General features: G+C 59.1%; 11 protein-coding genes. 5 read left to right on the top strand and 6 right to left on the bottom strand.

Annotated features, from left to right (window positions below; all coding sequences use genetic code 11):
• Positions 1 to 1,781 precede the first annotated feature (1,781 nt).
• Positions 1,782 to 1,922 carry a type II restriction endonuclease gene (locus tag I6F31_RS36670; RefSeq protein ID WP_346656468.1) on the bottom strand — a complete coding sequence of 47 codons (141 nt, stop codon included), beginning with the start codon at positions 1,920 to 1,922 and terminating at the stop codon, positions 1,782 to 1,784.
• A gap of 619 nt (positions 1,923 to 2,541) precedes the next feature.
• On the opposite strand from I6F31_RS36670, the gene I6F31_RS06330 reads away from it, so the two are divergent.
• The 3 genes from I6F31_RS06330 to I6F31_RS06320 are packed head-to-tail and all read left to right on the top strand — an operon-like array spanning position 2,542 to position 6,270.
• The gene (locus I6F31_RS06330) at positions 2,542 to 2,955 is read left to right on the top strand and encodes a hypothetical protein (RefSeq protein ID WP_225185117.1); all 414 of its coding nucleotides are present in this window, start codon (positions 2,542 to 2,544) and stop codon (positions 2,953 to 2,955) included.
• 29 nt (positions 2,956 to 2,984) lie between these two features.
• The gene (locus tag I6F31_RS06325) at positions 2,985 to 5,771 is read left to right on the top strand and encodes a PQQ-binding-like beta-propeller repeat protein (RefSeq protein ID WP_225185116.1); all 2,787 of its coding nucleotides are present in this window, start codon (positions 2,985 to 2,987) and stop codon (positions 5,769 to 5,771) included.
• Positions 5,772 to 5,784: 13 nt separating this feature from the next.
• The gene (locus tag I6F31_RS06320) at positions 5,785 to 6,270 is read left to right on the top strand and encodes a hypothetical protein (protein WP_225185115.1); all 486 of its coding nucleotides are present in this window, start codon (positions 5,785 to 5,787) and stop codon (positions 6,268 to 6,270) included.
• Positions 6,271 to 6,429: 159 nt separating this feature from the next.
• Here I6F31_RS06320 and I6F31_RS06315 read toward each other — a convergent pair whose 3' ends face one another.
• Both I6F31_RS06315 and I6F31_RS06310 read right to left on the bottom strand, forming a co-directional pair.
• Positions 6,430 to 6,687 (bottom strand): plastocyanin/azurin family copper-binding protein, encoded by a 258-nt coding sequence (locus tag I6F31_RS06315; RefSeq protein WP_225185114.1) that lies wholly within the window; start codon positions 6,685 to 6,687, stop codon positions 6,430 to 6,432.
• Positions 6,688 to 6,699: 12 nt separating this feature from the next.
• Positions 6,700 to 7,668, bottom strand: coding sequence for a multicopper oxidase domain-containing protein (locus tag I6F31_RS06310; protein WP_225185113.1), 969 nt, complete (start codon positions 7,666 to 7,668; stop codon positions 6,700 to 6,702).
• Here I6F31_RS06310 and I6F31_RS36665 point away from each other — a divergent pair.
• Positions 7,609 to 8,457, top strand: coding sequence for a hypothetical protein (locus tag I6F31_RS36665; RefSeq protein ID WP_346656467.1), 849 nt, complete (start codon positions 7,609 to 7,611; stop codon positions 8,455 to 8,457). The genes I6F31_RS06310 and I6F31_RS36665 overlap by 60 nt on opposite strands.
• A 4,061-nt stretch (positions 8,458 to 12,518) precedes the next feature.
• On the top strand, positions 12,519 to 12,737 hold the full coding sequence (locus I6F31_RS36365) for a hypothetical protein (RefSeq protein ID WP_346656466.1): 219 nt from the start codon (positions 12,519 to 12,521) through the stop codon (positions 12,735 to 12,737).
• Between the two features lie 270 nt (positions 12,738 to 13,007).
• On the opposite strand, the gene I6F31_RS06295 is transcribed toward I6F31_RS36365, so the two are convergent.
• The 3 genes from I6F31_RS06295 to I6F31_RS06285 form a co-directional block, all read right to left on the bottom strand.
• Positions 13,008 to 13,334, bottom strand: a complete 327-nt coding sequence (locus I6F31_RS06295; protein WP_225185112.1) for a hypothetical protein — start codon at positions 13,332 to 13,334, stop codon at positions 13,008 to 13,010.
• Between the two features lie 1,044 nt (positions 13,335 to 14,378).
• The gene (locus tag I6F31_RS06290) at positions 14,379 to 15,572 is read right to left on the bottom strand and encodes a diaminopropionate ammonia-lyase (RefSeq protein ID WP_225185152.1); all 1,194 of its coding nucleotides are present in this window, start codon (positions 15,570 to 15,572) and stop codon (positions 14,379 to 14,381) included.
• Positions 15,573 to 15,803: 231 nt separating this feature from the next.
• Positions 15,804 to 16,250, bottom strand: coding sequence for a helix-turn-helix domain-containing protein (locus tag I6F31_RS06285; RefSeq protein WP_225185111.1), 447 nt, complete (start codon positions 16,248 to 16,250; stop codon positions 15,804 to 15,806).
• Positions 16,251 to 16,406 lie beyond the last annotated feature (156 nt).

The raw sequence follows: 16,406 nt of genomic DNA, 5'->3' as shown, positions 1-16,406 counted from the left end.
GGAATGGGGAGGGGGAGGGAAGGGAAAGGGAAAGGGAAGGATCCAATGGCCCCAGCCGCACACAGTCCCGCAGTGGCCCTACCACTTGGCCGGCAATGCCCGGTCGAGGTTACGCTTAACCGGAGCAATTCGGCCTGAGATGCGTGTCACCTCCTGAAGAAGCTGGAAGCGAACATTGCTCTTTTGGGAGATGGGGAACAAGACTCGCGTGACGAAAAGGCCGCCAGCTGAGGCGGTCTTACTGCTTCTCTGGCCGTGTGAGCGATGTCAAGGCAATAGGGGGCGAACTCGCCTAGGACCTTGCGCGATTGGTCGAGTTGCCCCCGCGCTCGACTAGCATCACGCGCATAAGATTAGCAGTAGCGCGCCGGCGGGCGTAAGTGACGTAGTTGGCGAAAGACTTCCATTTTCTCGCGTGCGGGACAGTTTCGCGGCCGTCCATAGCCGATAACTGCAACCGTGAGCGATCCGCCGCCCGGGGCGGTCCGTAGGACTGCTGGTGATCGCCCGCCGCTTCCGATGCGACGCCGGCCTGTGCGGACGCCAGATCTTCACTGAGCGTTTCGCCGACAGGATATTGGCGCCATCGGCGCGACGCACGGCGCGGCTAGACTTTATCACCAGCATCTTGGTCTGTTGCTTAGCGGTCGACCGGCAGGGGCTTCGCAGAACGGCTGATGCTGCCAGTAAGCAAGGACACGCTTATGCGTCTTGTCCGGCGCCGCAGCCGTTCACAGGCCGATTGCTCAGTGTTACGGTCAAACTGACGGGCCCCGGCTGGGGCGGCGCATGAACGAAATGGCTATGTGCTCGGCGTCCAGACCCCGGAGCGGAGCTGAACGCAGGTAGACTTTCAATTCCCTGATCGAAGGCTCACCTAGAGGGATTATGGTCATCAATTGATCGGACCATCAACCAGTGCCTGCCTTATCTGTTCGGCCCGTTCTTTGGATAGCTTCTCGGCCAAACTGTGATCCCTTAGCAGCGCAGACCCCTTGCGTTCTCGATCATAAACCATCCAGCCGGTGCTCCCCATTCGAACGAGAAACCTGGACTGTTGTGGAGGTAATTCGTGGCTCAATAGTTCCCTCCCACATGGACCTGTTACGAAATCGCACCGGCGTCCCAACGCAAGACGACACACCTGTCAGGAAAGCACGACTCGCGCTTTATTCCTGAACCGAGACACTGAAGGCACAAACGCACTCCATAGCCTGCGCCAATGGCAGAGGCATCTTTCGATGCCGCGCTCGTCGTATCCACTGCCGCAGAAGGGGTATGCAAATCGCTCGTGAAATTGATCACCTCGTCAATCCAGCCGGGCCATGCAGTCGATAGAAGTGGCCGGATGCCGACCGCATCGCCGGCGGGAGTCCGAAACGCCCCGACCGTGCGCGTCGGCGAGCCTTGGTCTATGACTTGTCAGGGCATCAAGAAGTGCGCGTAAGATGTGAGGTGGTTCACATATGATAATCGCCACATGACTTGGATGGGGGTATCAACTCGGTCTCGCTGAGCCTGATGCCCTTATTCAGCAGCGAAGCTGGTCGGGAACAGGCACAGCGTCGGTGATTGGCATTCTCGTCGCTCTTGTCTTTGCGCTCGTTGGTTATTTGGAGCGGTCCCCGGACACCGATCTGAGCGAATCATCAGCTGGACAGAGATGGCTGCGGCTAGCCTAGCTTCGATCGGCCGCTGAGTGGACCAACAGCTTGCGAGCACAGCAGGAAGTCGCCGCCACTTTCGGTACCGCTCGATTGGAGCTGTCGGCCACGACTCAGTTACCGAGAAAGTACGCCCTGATGCTCCAGCGACTTGCCGGCGCGCGACTTGCGCCTGTTCTGGACGGTTAGAGAAAATGCGATGAATCCGTCCACATCGGCCTTGTCGGTCAGGAAGCCAGCCCGAAGGCGGTCGGCCACGGCGTCCACTCCGCCGACGTCGTGCTCAACATCTGGCCAGGCAACGCGAACTTGCTCCTCCGGCCAACATGGGCGCCGGTCGCTCCCGGGTATCGGTGGCGTCATGCCGGAAGGCGTGGCCACGGCTGCACAGGGGGGGGGCCACCGCGGTCGCCAGCACCCTGCAGGTACGAACTCGCAAAAATAGTAAGCGTTGCTGTCAATCTTTTTGGTTGAAATCCGCTAAAGCGTGAGTGAATAATGATGCTACTTTAAGCGTTATGCACCGATCGGCAGGTGCGATAAACAGTCATCAACTACAGATCGCGCCGCCAGGATCGTAGCCGCTCGGCGAGGATATCGGTCGCGGGCCAGGGCATTTTTTCCAGGTTCAAAGCTTCGGCAGATATGGATTGACGAACGGATCTCGAGATGCAGTCGCGAAGCTGGCTCCGAAAGAATCTCCAAAAATGGTGCCGAGGACGTGACCAGGCCATTTTTCCAGAGGCGCGCCATCTCGAGAAATGTGTAGCTCCGACTCAAAACCAAGATTGATAGGGCATGTCCGAATGCGACAGATCTGAAGGTTTGGCCTGCAGTCTGGTGACCAAGATTTGGTGTTCTTATTTAGGTGGATGATATGCTTGCGGCGATCCGTTCCCGTTGTTGCAGAGCAGTCCTCATAGGCATCTCGATAGCTGTGCCAATCAAAAGTGCCTTTGCTCAGGTCGACGTGCCTGGCGAGTATCGACAACTCGTTCCCGGGCTGCTCAGCCGATCAATCTTCAAAGGTGACGCTGGAGGCCGGACTGTCGAGGTGATCGACCTGCTGGTGGGTGCGCGTAAAGCCTCCGAAGAACTTGCCGCGCCCGGTCGTGCAATGCTGGACGTGCAGGCCGGTGACGCGACTCTGATTGTTGACGGCAAGTCCCAGCAGGTGCGTCCGGGTGTCGTCATTACGCTCGATAGCGACCAGCGGATTGCTGTCGACAATACTGGCGGCGAGCGCCCCTTTGTCGCGCGACTGATTGTGCTTTCGCCAGCGCGGCACTGAGAGCGCTGTTTTTGGAAAGGGAGGGGCGCATGCAGGTTCGTTTGGCCATTTCCACCATTGTGAGCGCCATGATGGTCGGCTGTCCTCTCGTGAGTGCACAGCCAGCGCCCGAGCGAGACCCGCATCTGCAACCGGGTGGCGGAAGATTTCAAAACGATCCGGAGGTGGTCTCGCCGCTTCTGCTCACAAGACCAATCTACGAATGCGCCCAGACAGTAGTGGTGAACGGTTACGTTCCGGACGCGCAGATCGAGATCTACCTTGCTGGCCAACCAAATCCCATTGGTTCGGCTACTGCGTCCGAGATCGCCAATCAGCCGATCAAAGTAGCGACGCAATTTGAAAACGGGCAAGTCATCACTGCTGTCCAGGTTGTGGGTGGAGTGAAAAGCAAGCCTTCGAATGCGGTGACGGTCTCGTCCTACAAAGATGACTATCCAGCAGGCCTGCCGCAGCCGCGGTTGAATCCGGCGCCTTGTTACGATTGCGGACGTGCTGTCGGCATTGCAGACGTAATCCCTGGAGCATGGTGGAAAGTATTTGCCGAGGATCCGCTGGCGGGCGGTGGTTTCGGTCCGAAAACCGAGGTAGGTGGTAACGCGGATTTTGCCTATACGTTCGTGAATCCCGCGTTTCGGAAGGGGCAACGCATCACCGCGCAGTCCGGAATTTGCCGCGATGTCAGTCCGGTGTCGCGCGCTGAGGTTGTGCAGTCGCAGCCGTCCTCATTACCAGGGCCGGTAGTTGACACGGTGTATGAAGGTGCCCCCGTTGCTGTGGTGCGCGGGCCGGCATCGAGTGCGCTGCTCAATGGCGCCGATATCAAGGTGTTCACTGACAACATGTTACCGAATCCCAACCAAGTCGGGGGACAGCCCACTCCTGGCGGTGCGCAGCAGATTGGACTGAACCCTCGCGGGAAGGGGACCGGCAACTACTGGGCAACCCAGGCGCTGTGTACTGCCAGTGCACCGGGACCGAAGACGCCGGCGAAGCCCTGCAGCCAGCTGCCGGCCGCAAAGATTCGTCAGCCGCTACCGGGTGACACGATCATCGAGGTAGTGGAGTTCGTCCCCGGATCAAGGATTAGCATTTACGCAGAGGCCGAAGAAATCGGGGATGGAGGTGGTGCCCAGGTCGCTCTGACGCGCGCGATAAAGGAAGGCGAGAAGATATCAGTGGTGCAGTCGATGGGACGTTGTGTGGCGGATCTCGTTTACGTCGCCACCGCCGGCTGTGCAGACCGTGACCCGAAAGTCTGTTCGCGGGAATGGCCTGCTTTCCGGCACAGTGGACTGCGGGACGCGCAGCAGCCGTTCGACTCTCCACTGGCGGACCCGCAACAGGTCAAGACGCTTCAAGTAAAGTGGACGTTCCGGCCACCGGATGATCCACGCGCTTTCCGCGCATCTGCCATCGTCCATCAGGGGCGTGTTTTCATCGGAAACGGCAATGGGAGGCTCTACGCTATCGATGCGGCCAGCGGCAATCTGCTCTGGCAATATCCAAAGGCGGGCGATCCTGCGCTGCGCTCGCAATATGAGACGGTCTCCGCACATAACCCTTCTTCCGAAGGACTGCCGGCGAGCGCGTCAATCGGCACGGTCAGGGAGAGAGATGCAGTTATCTTTGGGGGGCCTGACCAATCTGTCGGACGCAGGTTGGGCAGCGGTCGGCTTTTTGCTCTCGATCCCGCGAGCGGTGCGGAGATCTGGAAGTCTCCAGAGATCGCGGCTCTCAATGGGCTCACACCAGGGGACGGGCGAGAACTACACGAGAATATCGGTTACTCCTCGCCACTCGTAATCGGAAATCGTGTGTATGTGGGGATCGCAAACCATGCAGATAGCCCGATCCAGAACGGGCGTGTCGCGTCGGTCGACATCAATTCCGGCAACATCGTTGCTTCCTTCGATTTCAAGGCTACGAGCACGCGTGGCGGCGGGATCTGGTCCTCACTGGCGGGGGGACTGTTGGGCAATGCAATCTACGCGACAACCGGTAATGCGCGGCTCTGGAACGGCGGAAGTCAACCGCAGCCAAGTGTCGATCATTCGCTAAGTCTGCTAAGACTGAATGCCGCAACCGGCTCACTCGACTGGAAGCTCAAGCCGGTGCCATTCAACATGGACGATGATCCCGATTGGGCGTCAGGTCCTACGCTGCTGGACGCACGTTGCGGAGCTACGGTTGCTTCGACACAGAAGGATGGCTGGAGCTATGCTGCGCGTGCGGGTGCTGGTGCGGGGGGAAATCCGGTGGTGCGCTGGCAATTTCCTCCGACCGGCATCCCGTTTACAAGCGGAACCCACGGAGATACGCGCTATCTGATTCCGGGCGCTGCCTGGCGCGACACCTTCATCACGACCACTGGTGGCTATACCGTGGAAGCCGGGCAGGTACCGCCCGGGTTCACCCGGTTGCATGCGCTCGACGTCTGCGCAGCTCCTTCAGGTCCAGTGCGGTGGGTAGCAGACATTCCGGGCACGAGGAAAAATACGGCCTACCAGCTTGGGCCGCCGACGGTCACGCGGGGCATCGTGTTCCTGGGCACTGCCCAAGGGCACCTAGTTGTGCTCGCAGATCCGTCGGTCTGGCCACCAGCCGGCTCGATATGCGATAATCCGGAGGTCTTACAGGCGGACTGCGTGCCGAACGGTTTCGGACTCGTTCCACGTCCGCAAATCCTGGCGGACATCGATCTTGACCCCAGTAATAGTAGTGACCGCATTTTCACCGAGCCCGTTCTGGCCGATGGCCGCGTGTTCGTTGCGACAACTGCCGGCGTACTCTACATGCTCGAAACGGCCAGATAACCGGAGAAAATCGATGAGCAGCGTCCCACTTCGCGTCCTCATCGTCATCGCCATACTCTCGTTGTCTCGCGAGCCCGTTTGGGCACAAACTGCCGCAAATACGGCGGGCATTTTCGCTCGCGACCGCTACTCCGGCCCGCTGATCGCTCAACGCGTCGCCGGGAGGAACCGGCCAGCTGCAGTGCCACAAGCGGGTGGTGCTGGTCTGGATGTGCCGGTAGTTCACTATCAGGAAATAAGTCTGCGCCCTGGCACACGCGTGGCCGGCTCAACTGCGGCGGCGCCGCTAGCGGCGGGGGCAGGGTCTTCACTCCCGCTCAAAGCCACAGGCGGCTTTCTGATCTATGAGTTGAGGGCAGGAAAGCTCACGACAATCATCAACGGCAATCGGCGGGAACGCGGGTTAGGCGAATTCTGGATCGTGGGGCCCACAGACACGGTTACGCTTGAGACCGAGGATGACTCAGTGGTTCTTCGGACGATCCAGCTCGCAAACTAATAACCAAACCAACCGCCGCACTCGGCGCTCTACCGATAGTCTCTTCTCTAACGGACGAGGCCGTCCTCGTCCGAGGGCCGGTTTGGCGGGCAAGGCAACCAGAGACAAATCTGTCCGACGTGCGCAGGACGCCGTTCCAAAGGTGAGGAGGCCTGCCTTCTATGCCTTTACGGTAACCTTTCCCCTCATTCCGCCGTGATGGTCACAGTGGTACGGGATTTCTCCGGTCGTTCCAAACGTATGCTCGAACGGCGGGTCACCTTTGACCATGTCGCCGCTGTCGAACTCGCCACCATCAGCCGTTACGGTATGTGCAACAGTATCCTCACTTGTCCATATGACTTTGTCGCCTTGTTTGATTTCAATTTGCGAAGGTGAAAAAGCGAAATTCTTGATCGTGACGTTATAGCTGGCCATGAGACAGGGTCCTTATCTTGCAATTTTGACGCGTTCCATCATTCCCATATCCTCGTGCCCGAGGATGTGACAATGCATGACAAACTCTCCTTCGTAGTCCATATATCGAGACCTGATGACGATCGGTTTTGGTTGGCCACCGGCTGGCAGGATGATCGTATCCTTCCACAGTTTTGCTCGCTTCATCTTGCCGTCCTGCGCAGGCTCCTCGCGCTCTACTTCGAACGGGTTGACGTGAATATGAAAGGGATGAGGGAAGATCCCATCACCAGCTACGGTCCACTTGGATGCTTGACCTAGTTTGAGCATGCGCGGCGCATGCTCGGGCATAAAGACTCGATCATTCGACGTAAAATGCAGCTTACAGTCGGGAGTTTCGGTCTGGCATATCGGACAACTGCCGTCTGGGGTGCAGGAGCGGCGGCTCATACCATCGAAGCGCACTGACTGCTCCGCGTCAGTCAATTCCTCTTCCCTGATCGGAACGAGCTCGCTCGGGACACGGTTACGCAGCTCTTCGCCACTTGGCAATGCCATGTCTCTGGCGACGCCCTCAACGAGCACTCGTGCAATGATGCGCTGCGGTTTGTTTCCGATGTCGGCAATGAGATCCCCTGCATTAAAGGCGGCTCTTGACTGCGCGACCCGGATTGCCGTCGTTGCGGCTTGCAACGACAGGGCGGCGGGCAACATGCCGTCTCGCAGGAAGTACTCCTTCGAGGTCTCGCCAGGGGCAAGAGGGGCGGCCTTGACCAGAACGTCACTGCGGTAACCGGGACCGAGCAGCAACTCGCGGACACCCTCTTGAGAAGGCTCGGCCGCTGGCCAGGCCACCCGGCGACCTAAGGCCAGTCCATCTGCTGCGATTTCATGGAGCTGATGGCCGTCGAGTGCCAGGGCAATATTGTCCTCGACGCCGGCATGAACAAAGCGCCATCGCTGCACCTCGCCCGGATGAATCCGGATCGTCGGAACGAACACGCCATTTACAGTAATGTTACGCGACCACTGCCGGTCCGGAATTGCTTTGTCGAAGTCCTCAAGCTTTCCGTCAGGTCCAAACCTTATCTGCTGAAGAACGAAGACTTTTTGTTCGGCATCCTTGATTTCCGGTACAGCATCCAGCCGGCCATTTGCATCCTGACCACCCTAGATAATGAGAGCTCCTGCCATCCCACTGGAAACCTGCACGCCAGTGCTGCCATGAAAGTGAGCGTGATACCAGAAGGTACCTGTCGGGTGCTTGTCGGGGATGTGGATCCGATACAGCTGCCTAGCCTTGGGGTCACCCGGATACTTCTCCGGCCGTATCTCCAGGAAAACGTTATCGCTGTTGCCGGACGGGGAGGTGTGCAGCCCATGTGTGTGAAGATTCGTGATATTGAAGCTGAAATCGCCGTCGTGGTCAGTCGGATGTGGATCCTGCGGGTGATGGTGCGTCACATCTGCTGGCAGTTTGTTCGTCAAGCGGATGAAGAGCGTATCACCCGGTCTTGCGCGAATGGTGGAGCCAACGAGATCGCCGTTATAGGAGCGAAGCTCAACTTCGCACCCTGCGATTTTCTTCCCCTTCGAGTATTGCACAACGAGCTCGTAGGGGGCGCTTTCGTTCGTCGGTCGGACGACAGCAGGTTCATGAAAATCGGCAAAGCCAAAGCTCCTGATGAGCTCCTTGATCCAAGCCTCACGCTGCTGCGGATTGCGCGGGTAGGGGGCACACGGGTCCGTGACAGGTACCTGTGCGCGAGCCAGCCCGGCACTCGCAATTAGCATCAGGAGGATAGCAATACAGGGGGCTGAAACACTGCATCGAGACAGCATCATTGCTCCGTGCATCTCGTTGTATCCACAACCAGAGCTATTCTATCGTTGCTTGCTAGACAGGCAAGAAAAATATCAGTTGACGCAGGGGTTATTAGAAAGACCGCTCGGCGAGGAATTACGGGCCATTCTCCTGCGGAGACTAACGTGAAGACGTAGGCATTCATCACGCTCCAATAATAGGGACTTTGAACCGCGCATGTGTGCGCCTGGCGCGAGCTGTGGCGGCACCCGGGCTTCGGAGAATGGTAGTTAGCGGTCCCGAGCCTGAAAGCTATTTGTCAGCCGCAGTGCAGCGCGGGTTCAGCAATTGCTGCTGCGCGTCACGGACAAAGTAAATCGAGTGGGCGCCCATCTACAGCACCCACAACCTCGCGAAGTACCAGAGCTATCTTGAACGGGCTCGTAGCGTCGGGAGTGTCCGTCGGCGTCTACTTTTGGGGGTGATGGATGAGCCGAACGTCATTGGGCCCTCCAGGCCCCAGGAGGCCGGTGTAGCGCTGGCCGCGAATGTCGTACTGCTTTACGGGCTGCGCCGCGTCCGGCAAGAGGCCCCAGCGGCCGAGATGCGAAATTATCGCGTCCGAGGCGGGTTGTGTGCCATGCGAGAAGTCCTCGGGAACGGCGAATGATGCAGCATAAACGTCGCGGACCGCGGGGGGCCTCGTCTCAGCCCCGGCGGACGCCCGAGCGGCTTGCTCCATCGTTGGTCCAAGGAGCGCTGGCGGGACCCGATTCGACGGTTCCGCACTGGGCTGCGGAACGTTTTCCGGTAGAGTTCCGAGACGAATGGTAGCGCCTAGAAGATTGAGCGGGGTGCCTCGCCTCATCGCTGCCGCAGGAACGAGCAGCGCCGTGTAGCGGTCATTGTGAACTATGAAAGGTCGACCGTCCCGGCCCGGCGGGACGCTGCTACCGTCAAGCGTAGCTGGCGCGTGCTGGTGGCCGTGTCCCAAGTTAGAAGGACGAACGGCCTCTCCTAAATCCAGGTGTTGGTGAGGGGGCGCGGTCGGCTCGCGAGACGACGATGGGCCGGCGTCTCCTACCATCGCCCACAGCAGATCCTGATCGTAACCTTCCGCAGGAAAGACCAATGGCGAAGCGACCGCTGGCCTGAAAGTCGACGGTGCGCCGGCGTGTTCCATCAGCACGCGAGGGACTGGATCGCCGGACTCGCTCAGCTGGCGCCCAATGGCATCCCCTTCCGGCTGTCTTAGCGTCCTCTGCCTCTTCGCAGGCCTCAACTGCCCGATGTAATCCTCACCCATGAGGACCTCGTGGCTTGAAAGCGGATCGCTCCCGGTCAATTCGTTTGGAGCCGGCTGGTAGCCGTGGCTTCGGTTGAAGTGACGAACGGCTTCTCCTGCATCCGGTGCCTGGTGATTGCGCGCGGTTGGCATGAGAGACGATGCTAGGCTGGCTTCGCCCATCATCACTCGCGGCGGATCCGGAACGTAACCGTCCGCAGTCAGCTCGTTCGGCAAACTCAATGCTTCCCATAGCCCGCTGTGCTGCGCAGCGGCGTCCCCGACGCGCCTGGTGACTGCGTCTTCGGGACCGCGGGCGCTAGGGTGCCCAAGTTCCAACGCCTCGATGAGTCTACGGTCTTCGTCAGACAGATGAGGATGGTCGTGATCTGAAGAAACAGGGACCCCTACGACGGCATTGGTATCAAGCTGCGGCACCTCATCCAAGTAGGGCTCAAACTCAGCTTCCTGCTGTTGCGGTTCTGGCACCGCGGCGTTGTAAGCAGCGAAATCCCGCCCGAATGGGTTGATGCTGTTAAATGGGTCCATGTCGCCTCCCAGTTTGAGTCGGTTCGCAATCCTGAGCGGATAGTGTCGCTCTCTGGTTCTTCCTCTACTAGGATCAGCTGTCGACAAGCTGACGCGCTCAGAGACTTAAATGAGCCAAATTGGCCAGGGCCGATTGTCACCCTCAGCCGAGGAGGCGCCATCGCACTTTCCGCAAATACTGGCTGGCAAGTCGCGGCCGGCACGAACAGATTCTGTTTTTGGCGCGTAGCATCATGGGGCCTGCAAATCGGCCTGGGCAGTGTTCTGGACGATCCGGTCGGATGGTGCCCGAACCAAGGCGCACCTCTTCGTTGAAGGCGTGCATTGCCGAGAAGGTCTTGACCCGGGCCGCAGAGGGTAAATCGGATCCAGCCATCTTGGCCTGTCGCGGTGCGGATAGTGCAGGAATCCTTGCGGCTGCGACCAAGGCGCGCCGACGCCGTCGATGGGAGCGCCCGGCACATGTGAGGGAGCACCGACGTGCGACATGGGCGTGTCGCCGGGAGGGGCTTGAACTATTGGACTCGCAAGGCATCATCCATCGGAAACCTTGATCCCGGTGATGGTTGGTTCGTCGCGCAGCGGGGAACCAACACCTGGAACCATCTTAATAGGGGAAGCATGTAGAAAGAGGGATCTGTCTTGTGCAGAAGCTCCTCCACTTTGCCGTGGCCACCGACCGGTGGACTGCGCCCGAGAACGCGGAGCTCTGGGGTGCATAGTTTCGTCGGCTTGCTGAAAGCTGGATCTCCTACATTACTGTGAGCAAGAGAGAATTTTGACCCAGGCAAGTGAAGCAATTGGAAGGACCGTTTGCCGCTCCGCTCGCAGCTCAGTAAGAGGCCGCGCCTGAGCCGCAGGCGCCGCGACCTGCCAGACGGCGAGCGCGACTGGAGAGGAGACAACCCCTTCTCGCTCACGCCGCTCTTAGAATGGTGTTGCAGGCGACCGAGCTATCCGGTTGGCTAGGGTAGGCCGGTACCCGCCCGTTACGCTCGCTCCTGCTGGAGGTAGTTGGGCAAAAGCGCTGGAGCAGATGCTCGGCAGACTTAGATGTGCCGATTGTCGCGCAGAATTCTTCGCTTCCTTTACGCCTCTGCCGCGATACTTTCCTAACCGTGGCTTTGTTCCGTAGGAAGCTTCATCCGGAATTGTCCCGCATTGCCTCACCTTAAAATGTTTGCCCGACAACTTCGCTGCCGCGCCTGTGGCGGAGCTGCCGGATCACTTTGGGAGCGGGTATGCGGGGAAGATCAGCATGCGCGCAACGCGCGAGATCACATCAGCGATGGCCAAGCGTCATCGGGCCGCCGGGCGGCTCGAGTAGGGACGGATCCTGGACGAGCTTTGCGCCGTCACGGGGTGCCATCGCAAGCACGCGATCCTAGCACTGTCACGGGAGCGGCACTGGGGATCGACCGTGCCGCGGCGGCCAGGCCGGAGTTACGGTGCTTCCATTCGGGTTGCACTGATTGTGCTATAGAACGCCTCTGAGCGGGCTTGCAGTAAGCGGATCGGCACAACGATCGCCTCTTGCTCACGGCACTTGAACGGCAGGGCAGATTGGAAGCTTTCTCTCGATGAGCGGTCGCTGGCTTTATTGAAGGTGAGCGCCGCGACGATCAGCCAACTGCTGGGCGACGTAAAATCGCAGCACCCGGAGGACACTGACGGTGGGCGGGCTTTTCCCGTGCCATAAGGCAGGTCCCGGTGCGCACATTCAACGACCGGGGACCACCTCCGCCGGGGTACTGCGAGGCGGATCTGGTTGCGCACGGCGGCACGTCCGTGCTCAGCCGCCTCTATCGCGGCTGCTGGTGAGCCTGCGCGAGTACGGCCGAGAAATTTGGTCATCTTCTCCGACGCTCCAACTCGTGAAGGAACGCGGCCGCGTCACGGATGCCATCGTCAGGTGCATCAACCTTGACATAAGGGTGCGCGCCTCGCGTGGTGTTGTTCTCGCAACTGGCAGCTTTGCGCGCAACGCGCTGTTGGAGTGGACCTCAGTGGTGCACACCAGCATCACGTTATCCCCCGATATAACGGTGACGGCGTTGAGCTTGCAACCACGCTCGGCCGCCATCGACAAAGATGTCGCATCCGCCGGCTTCTGGATCTCAGTTTCAATCCTGAAACGCGGCAGCGGCTCACAAATCGTGCCACACACGACTTTCCGCTTCGAAAGCTACGTCATGTTCTCGGCGGACGCCATACTTGCCGGCGCGGGTCGCGTCATCCGACAGCCTGGAATTCGAAGGCAATAAGCTGTTCTTCGAGCAGGCGCTCGATCGCGCCGCGCTGATCGTGCGCGGCCGCAACTCGCACGAGCAGCAGCCAAATTCGCCGACCCGCTGCCAACTTCCATACAGCAGCCTCAAGCAGCGCAAGAAGTTGACGGGTAGGTCGTCGCCGCACAACGAACACAACTACTAGAAGGGGGGGGAGCCCGCGAGTTGAAAGCAGTGCGGGCGCGGCTCGGTGCCGGGCTAGCCAGGAAGATTGCCAGGTATCCGGCCGCACCCGCACTTGCCATTTGAGTTTAGCGAAGCGTGGCTCAGCGCTGGCTATTCTGGAACCGACAGCAATGCCCTGCCACCCGCGTTAAACCCAACGATTATATATCAGGGCTAGCTTACTGAAATCTGACGATACCTGCGCGGCTATTTACAAAACGAAAAGCGGCCCGTGTGGGGCGGTCCCAGCCTAGCCGCCGACGACGACAGTGCGCTCAATCTGTTCTGGGCAATCTCGCAGCCAGGCAAAGACGGCGTTTAGACTGTAAGGCGTTACGACTTCGCGGTCACCGGGGTTGATGCCTGGACCTTCGATAAGATAGAAGCACCCATCGGCTGTCCTGACCATGCGATCGCGGATCTCGTGCCATTCGCGCGTTGTCGGGTTGATGTCATCAAACACACGCGTCGCAAAGCAAAACGCTTCGGCGAGTTGATGCGCTGTCCGTTTCCGTTTCGCTACGCGCAAATACATACGGGGCTTGGCCTTTACTGGCGTGACTTCTCGTTTGAACATGTGTCCTTCTCCCTGGTCGGCTCACCATCATACACTGCACAGTCGCGTCGATTCTGTCAGTCTGAGAATCGCTCCAAGTTATTGATGATTCAGTCCCTACACGTCTCACATCTGAATGACGTTACGACCCTCAGCCGGTAGGGCGTAAACCCGAGCTCAGTGGAGCTGACATTGTTGGAAAGTAGCGCGGATGCGACTCGGCGTCCCTTTATCAACCGGGGGATCTGGGATAAAAGCGCTGTCTCTGCCGCATCCGCACTTCCGGGGAAGTTAGCGGTGACGTAAGCCCTACCTCTGGAGCAAGGAAAAGAACGGTGCCTCTCACGCGCCGCTAACTTCTGTGTCTCCCTTTAGGCATGATCCAAGACTAACCACATCCGGCCTTCCCGTGAGGTTCGGTCACGGACACAGTGGGTTTTAGCGAGGAAGCGGTCTTGAGTGGCCTACCCGAACTGGTAGGCCAGACTGAGCGACTTAACCCGCTCAGCCTGTCAGTCTCGCAGAATGATCAGAGCGGCGCGAATGGCGCGCTGATCTCTGCGTATCTCTGCTTCACTTGCCGCAAGCGAGGACGCCCAAGCGTCGCTGAAGCATCGGCTCACCGGTCGAACCGCTCACGGCTGCGAACGAGCGCAACTCATTCGAGGATGATTCATGCGCAATCATGACCTTGTCTCGGGTAGTCTACTGGCACTGACTGCGGCCGGCTTCGCGTCGCTATGCTCAAGTCTGCTGGCCATTGTCTTGATCTAGGAGCTGCAGCGGTTCACACGGTCAGGAACTGGCTCGGGTCACGGAGGCGCTTTCAGCAGATGTCCTGCGGGCTAGCGGCCGCTCGCTTGCCCTTATGCGCTTTGCACAATTAGTTGCATCGAAGGCCTCGAACACCCATCATTCCCGAGGAGAGACATGGGATGCTCGGGCGGGAGAGGGTGAGGGTCGAAAGGCAGGCTTATCTCGACGGCGTTCGCGAGGAACTCTAAGCTCGCGGCGAGCTTGTCCTATTGCTTAACATACAAGGCCTGTTGACTGTACTTGGTCCCGTCAGTTTCTTCCCGCCACTTGCGCTGGGGGCGCACCGACGAGCTCCTCGTAGAGGCCAGGATCGGTCGCGCCCTCGGTATTGACTAGAAATACACGTGCATCTTGTCCAAGGCCAATCCTGCTACGCAATGTGCAGTCCGAAGCAATCCTCAGCAACCCTGCAAGACCAACACCACCACTTTCTCCTGCAACAATGGCCGGGTCTCCATTTCCGGGGTTTGCAAGGCAATTCATGACGCTGATTGCGTCCTCCTCGTCGACAGTCATGAAGGCGTCCGCTACACGTGAAAGGATACGCCAAGCGACGAGCGAAGGTTCATAGCATTCAAGCATTGCCATCACCGTCGGGCGGCCATGAAGGACCTTGACACGCCGTCCAGCCCTAGCGCTCTCGAAGAGGCACGCTGCTCGCGAGGGATCAACAACCGTAAAGAACGGGCGGTTGTTACCGAATAGAACCGAAAGATGTCCCGCTACTGCTGCGGCGAGTCCACCAACCCCGGCCTGGACGAAGACGTGGGTCGGGATTTTGGCGAGCTGGCGCAGTGCTTCACTCAAGAGTGCGGTATAACCCTGCATCACAAATCCGGGGATACGCTCATAGCCCGGCCAGGACGTATCAGAGACCGTGATCCAACCCTTTTCTGCGGCAACTCGGGATGCTTCGGCGACCGAGTCGTCATAGTTGCCGTTGACCCGGATCATCTGCGCACCAAAACGGGCGATTGCGTCAATACGTTCGTCGCTGACGCCTGAGTGGACGAATATGGCACATTTGGCGCCAACGAGTCGGGCACCCTGCGCGACTGACCTGCCATGATTTCCATCCGTGGCGCAGGATACCGTCATCTCCCGAGCCACGGGCATCACGTCAGGTGTCTGAAGCTCCGAGACGTCAACAGCTCGGCCGAGCCGCCGACTCGCTTCCTCCAAGACCAGCCGGATCACGGCATACGATCCACCCAAGGCTTTGAAACTGCCAAGACCGAGCCGACGGCCCTCGTCCTTTATATGGATCGAGGCCACGCCGATCTCACGAGCAAGACCCGACAGAGAGACGAGTGGAGTCTCCTTGTGGTCAGCGCGATGCCGGAGAAATCGCTCCACTTCGCGAGCGGCTTCGACGCTCAATATTTCCGCATCCGATGCAGCCAAGGAGGTGCGGTGTTCAGTGTGCTGATTGAGAAGCAACATGGTTCGACTTTCTTGCTTGCTCGTCACCATATCTGGCTTCAGGTCGTCCGCTCGGAAATACCGATGCAGCATGATGCGCTGCTGGTCGCCGTAGTGTCGATAGTCGGACCAACCCTGAGAAATTCGACGTAGGGTCTCAACTGGTCGCCCGTCTCCTGCAGCTCCGCGGCTTTCCGGTGCTCGCAAGAGTGCAGGCGTCCACGAGCGCACCAAATCGATTGCAAACAAGCTCTACATGTTCTCTGCGGCGAGGTCGGAGAGAGCCTTGCTGCGTTTCTCGTCCCGCACGCCTTTATAGGCAAATAGGTCTTCTGCCCTGATCCTGCGATGACGGCCCACCGTTGTGTAATTGATGTCACCTCGTTCCAGCAGCGAGATCAGGAACGGACGCGAAACATTCAGGATATCCGCCGCCTGCTGCGTGGTCAGCATCTCATTCACGGGCGCGAGCCTCACCGCATCGCCACGCGCAATACGCCGCAACAGTTCAATCAGCAGGCCCGATAAGCCTGGAGGCAGGGTGATCTCAGTAGGCTTCTTCTGCTCGTCCTTGAGCACGCGCAGCTTGACGTCGCCATTAACATGAGACCCGAGCATCTGACGAAGCTGGTTGGCCGCCGCCTTCTCGCTCGCGGAAGGCAGCCGGTCCGCCCCTAGCTCCTGGGCGTAGGCTGGCATGGTGTGACTCTCTCTATGGGACCCATGTAGGCACTATTCGAAGCAAACGCAACAATCGCAATAAACGCAACAGACGAAATAAACGTGACCGGCGAAGTTCCCGCCGAGAGGTGGTCAATAGTCAGCAGCGTTTCCACGCCCTGAGGGACGCCAAGG

This window comes from Bradyrhizobium sp. NBAIM01 (assembly GCF_020194115.1).
Taxonomy (GTDB): domain Bacteria; phylum Pseudomonadota; class Alphaproteobacteria; order Rhizobiales; family Xanthobacteraceae; genus Bradyrhizobium; species Bradyrhizobium yuanmingense.
The sequence above is the reverse complement of the archived record's forward strand: the minus strand, read 5'-3'. Positions and strand labels throughout refer to the sequence as shown.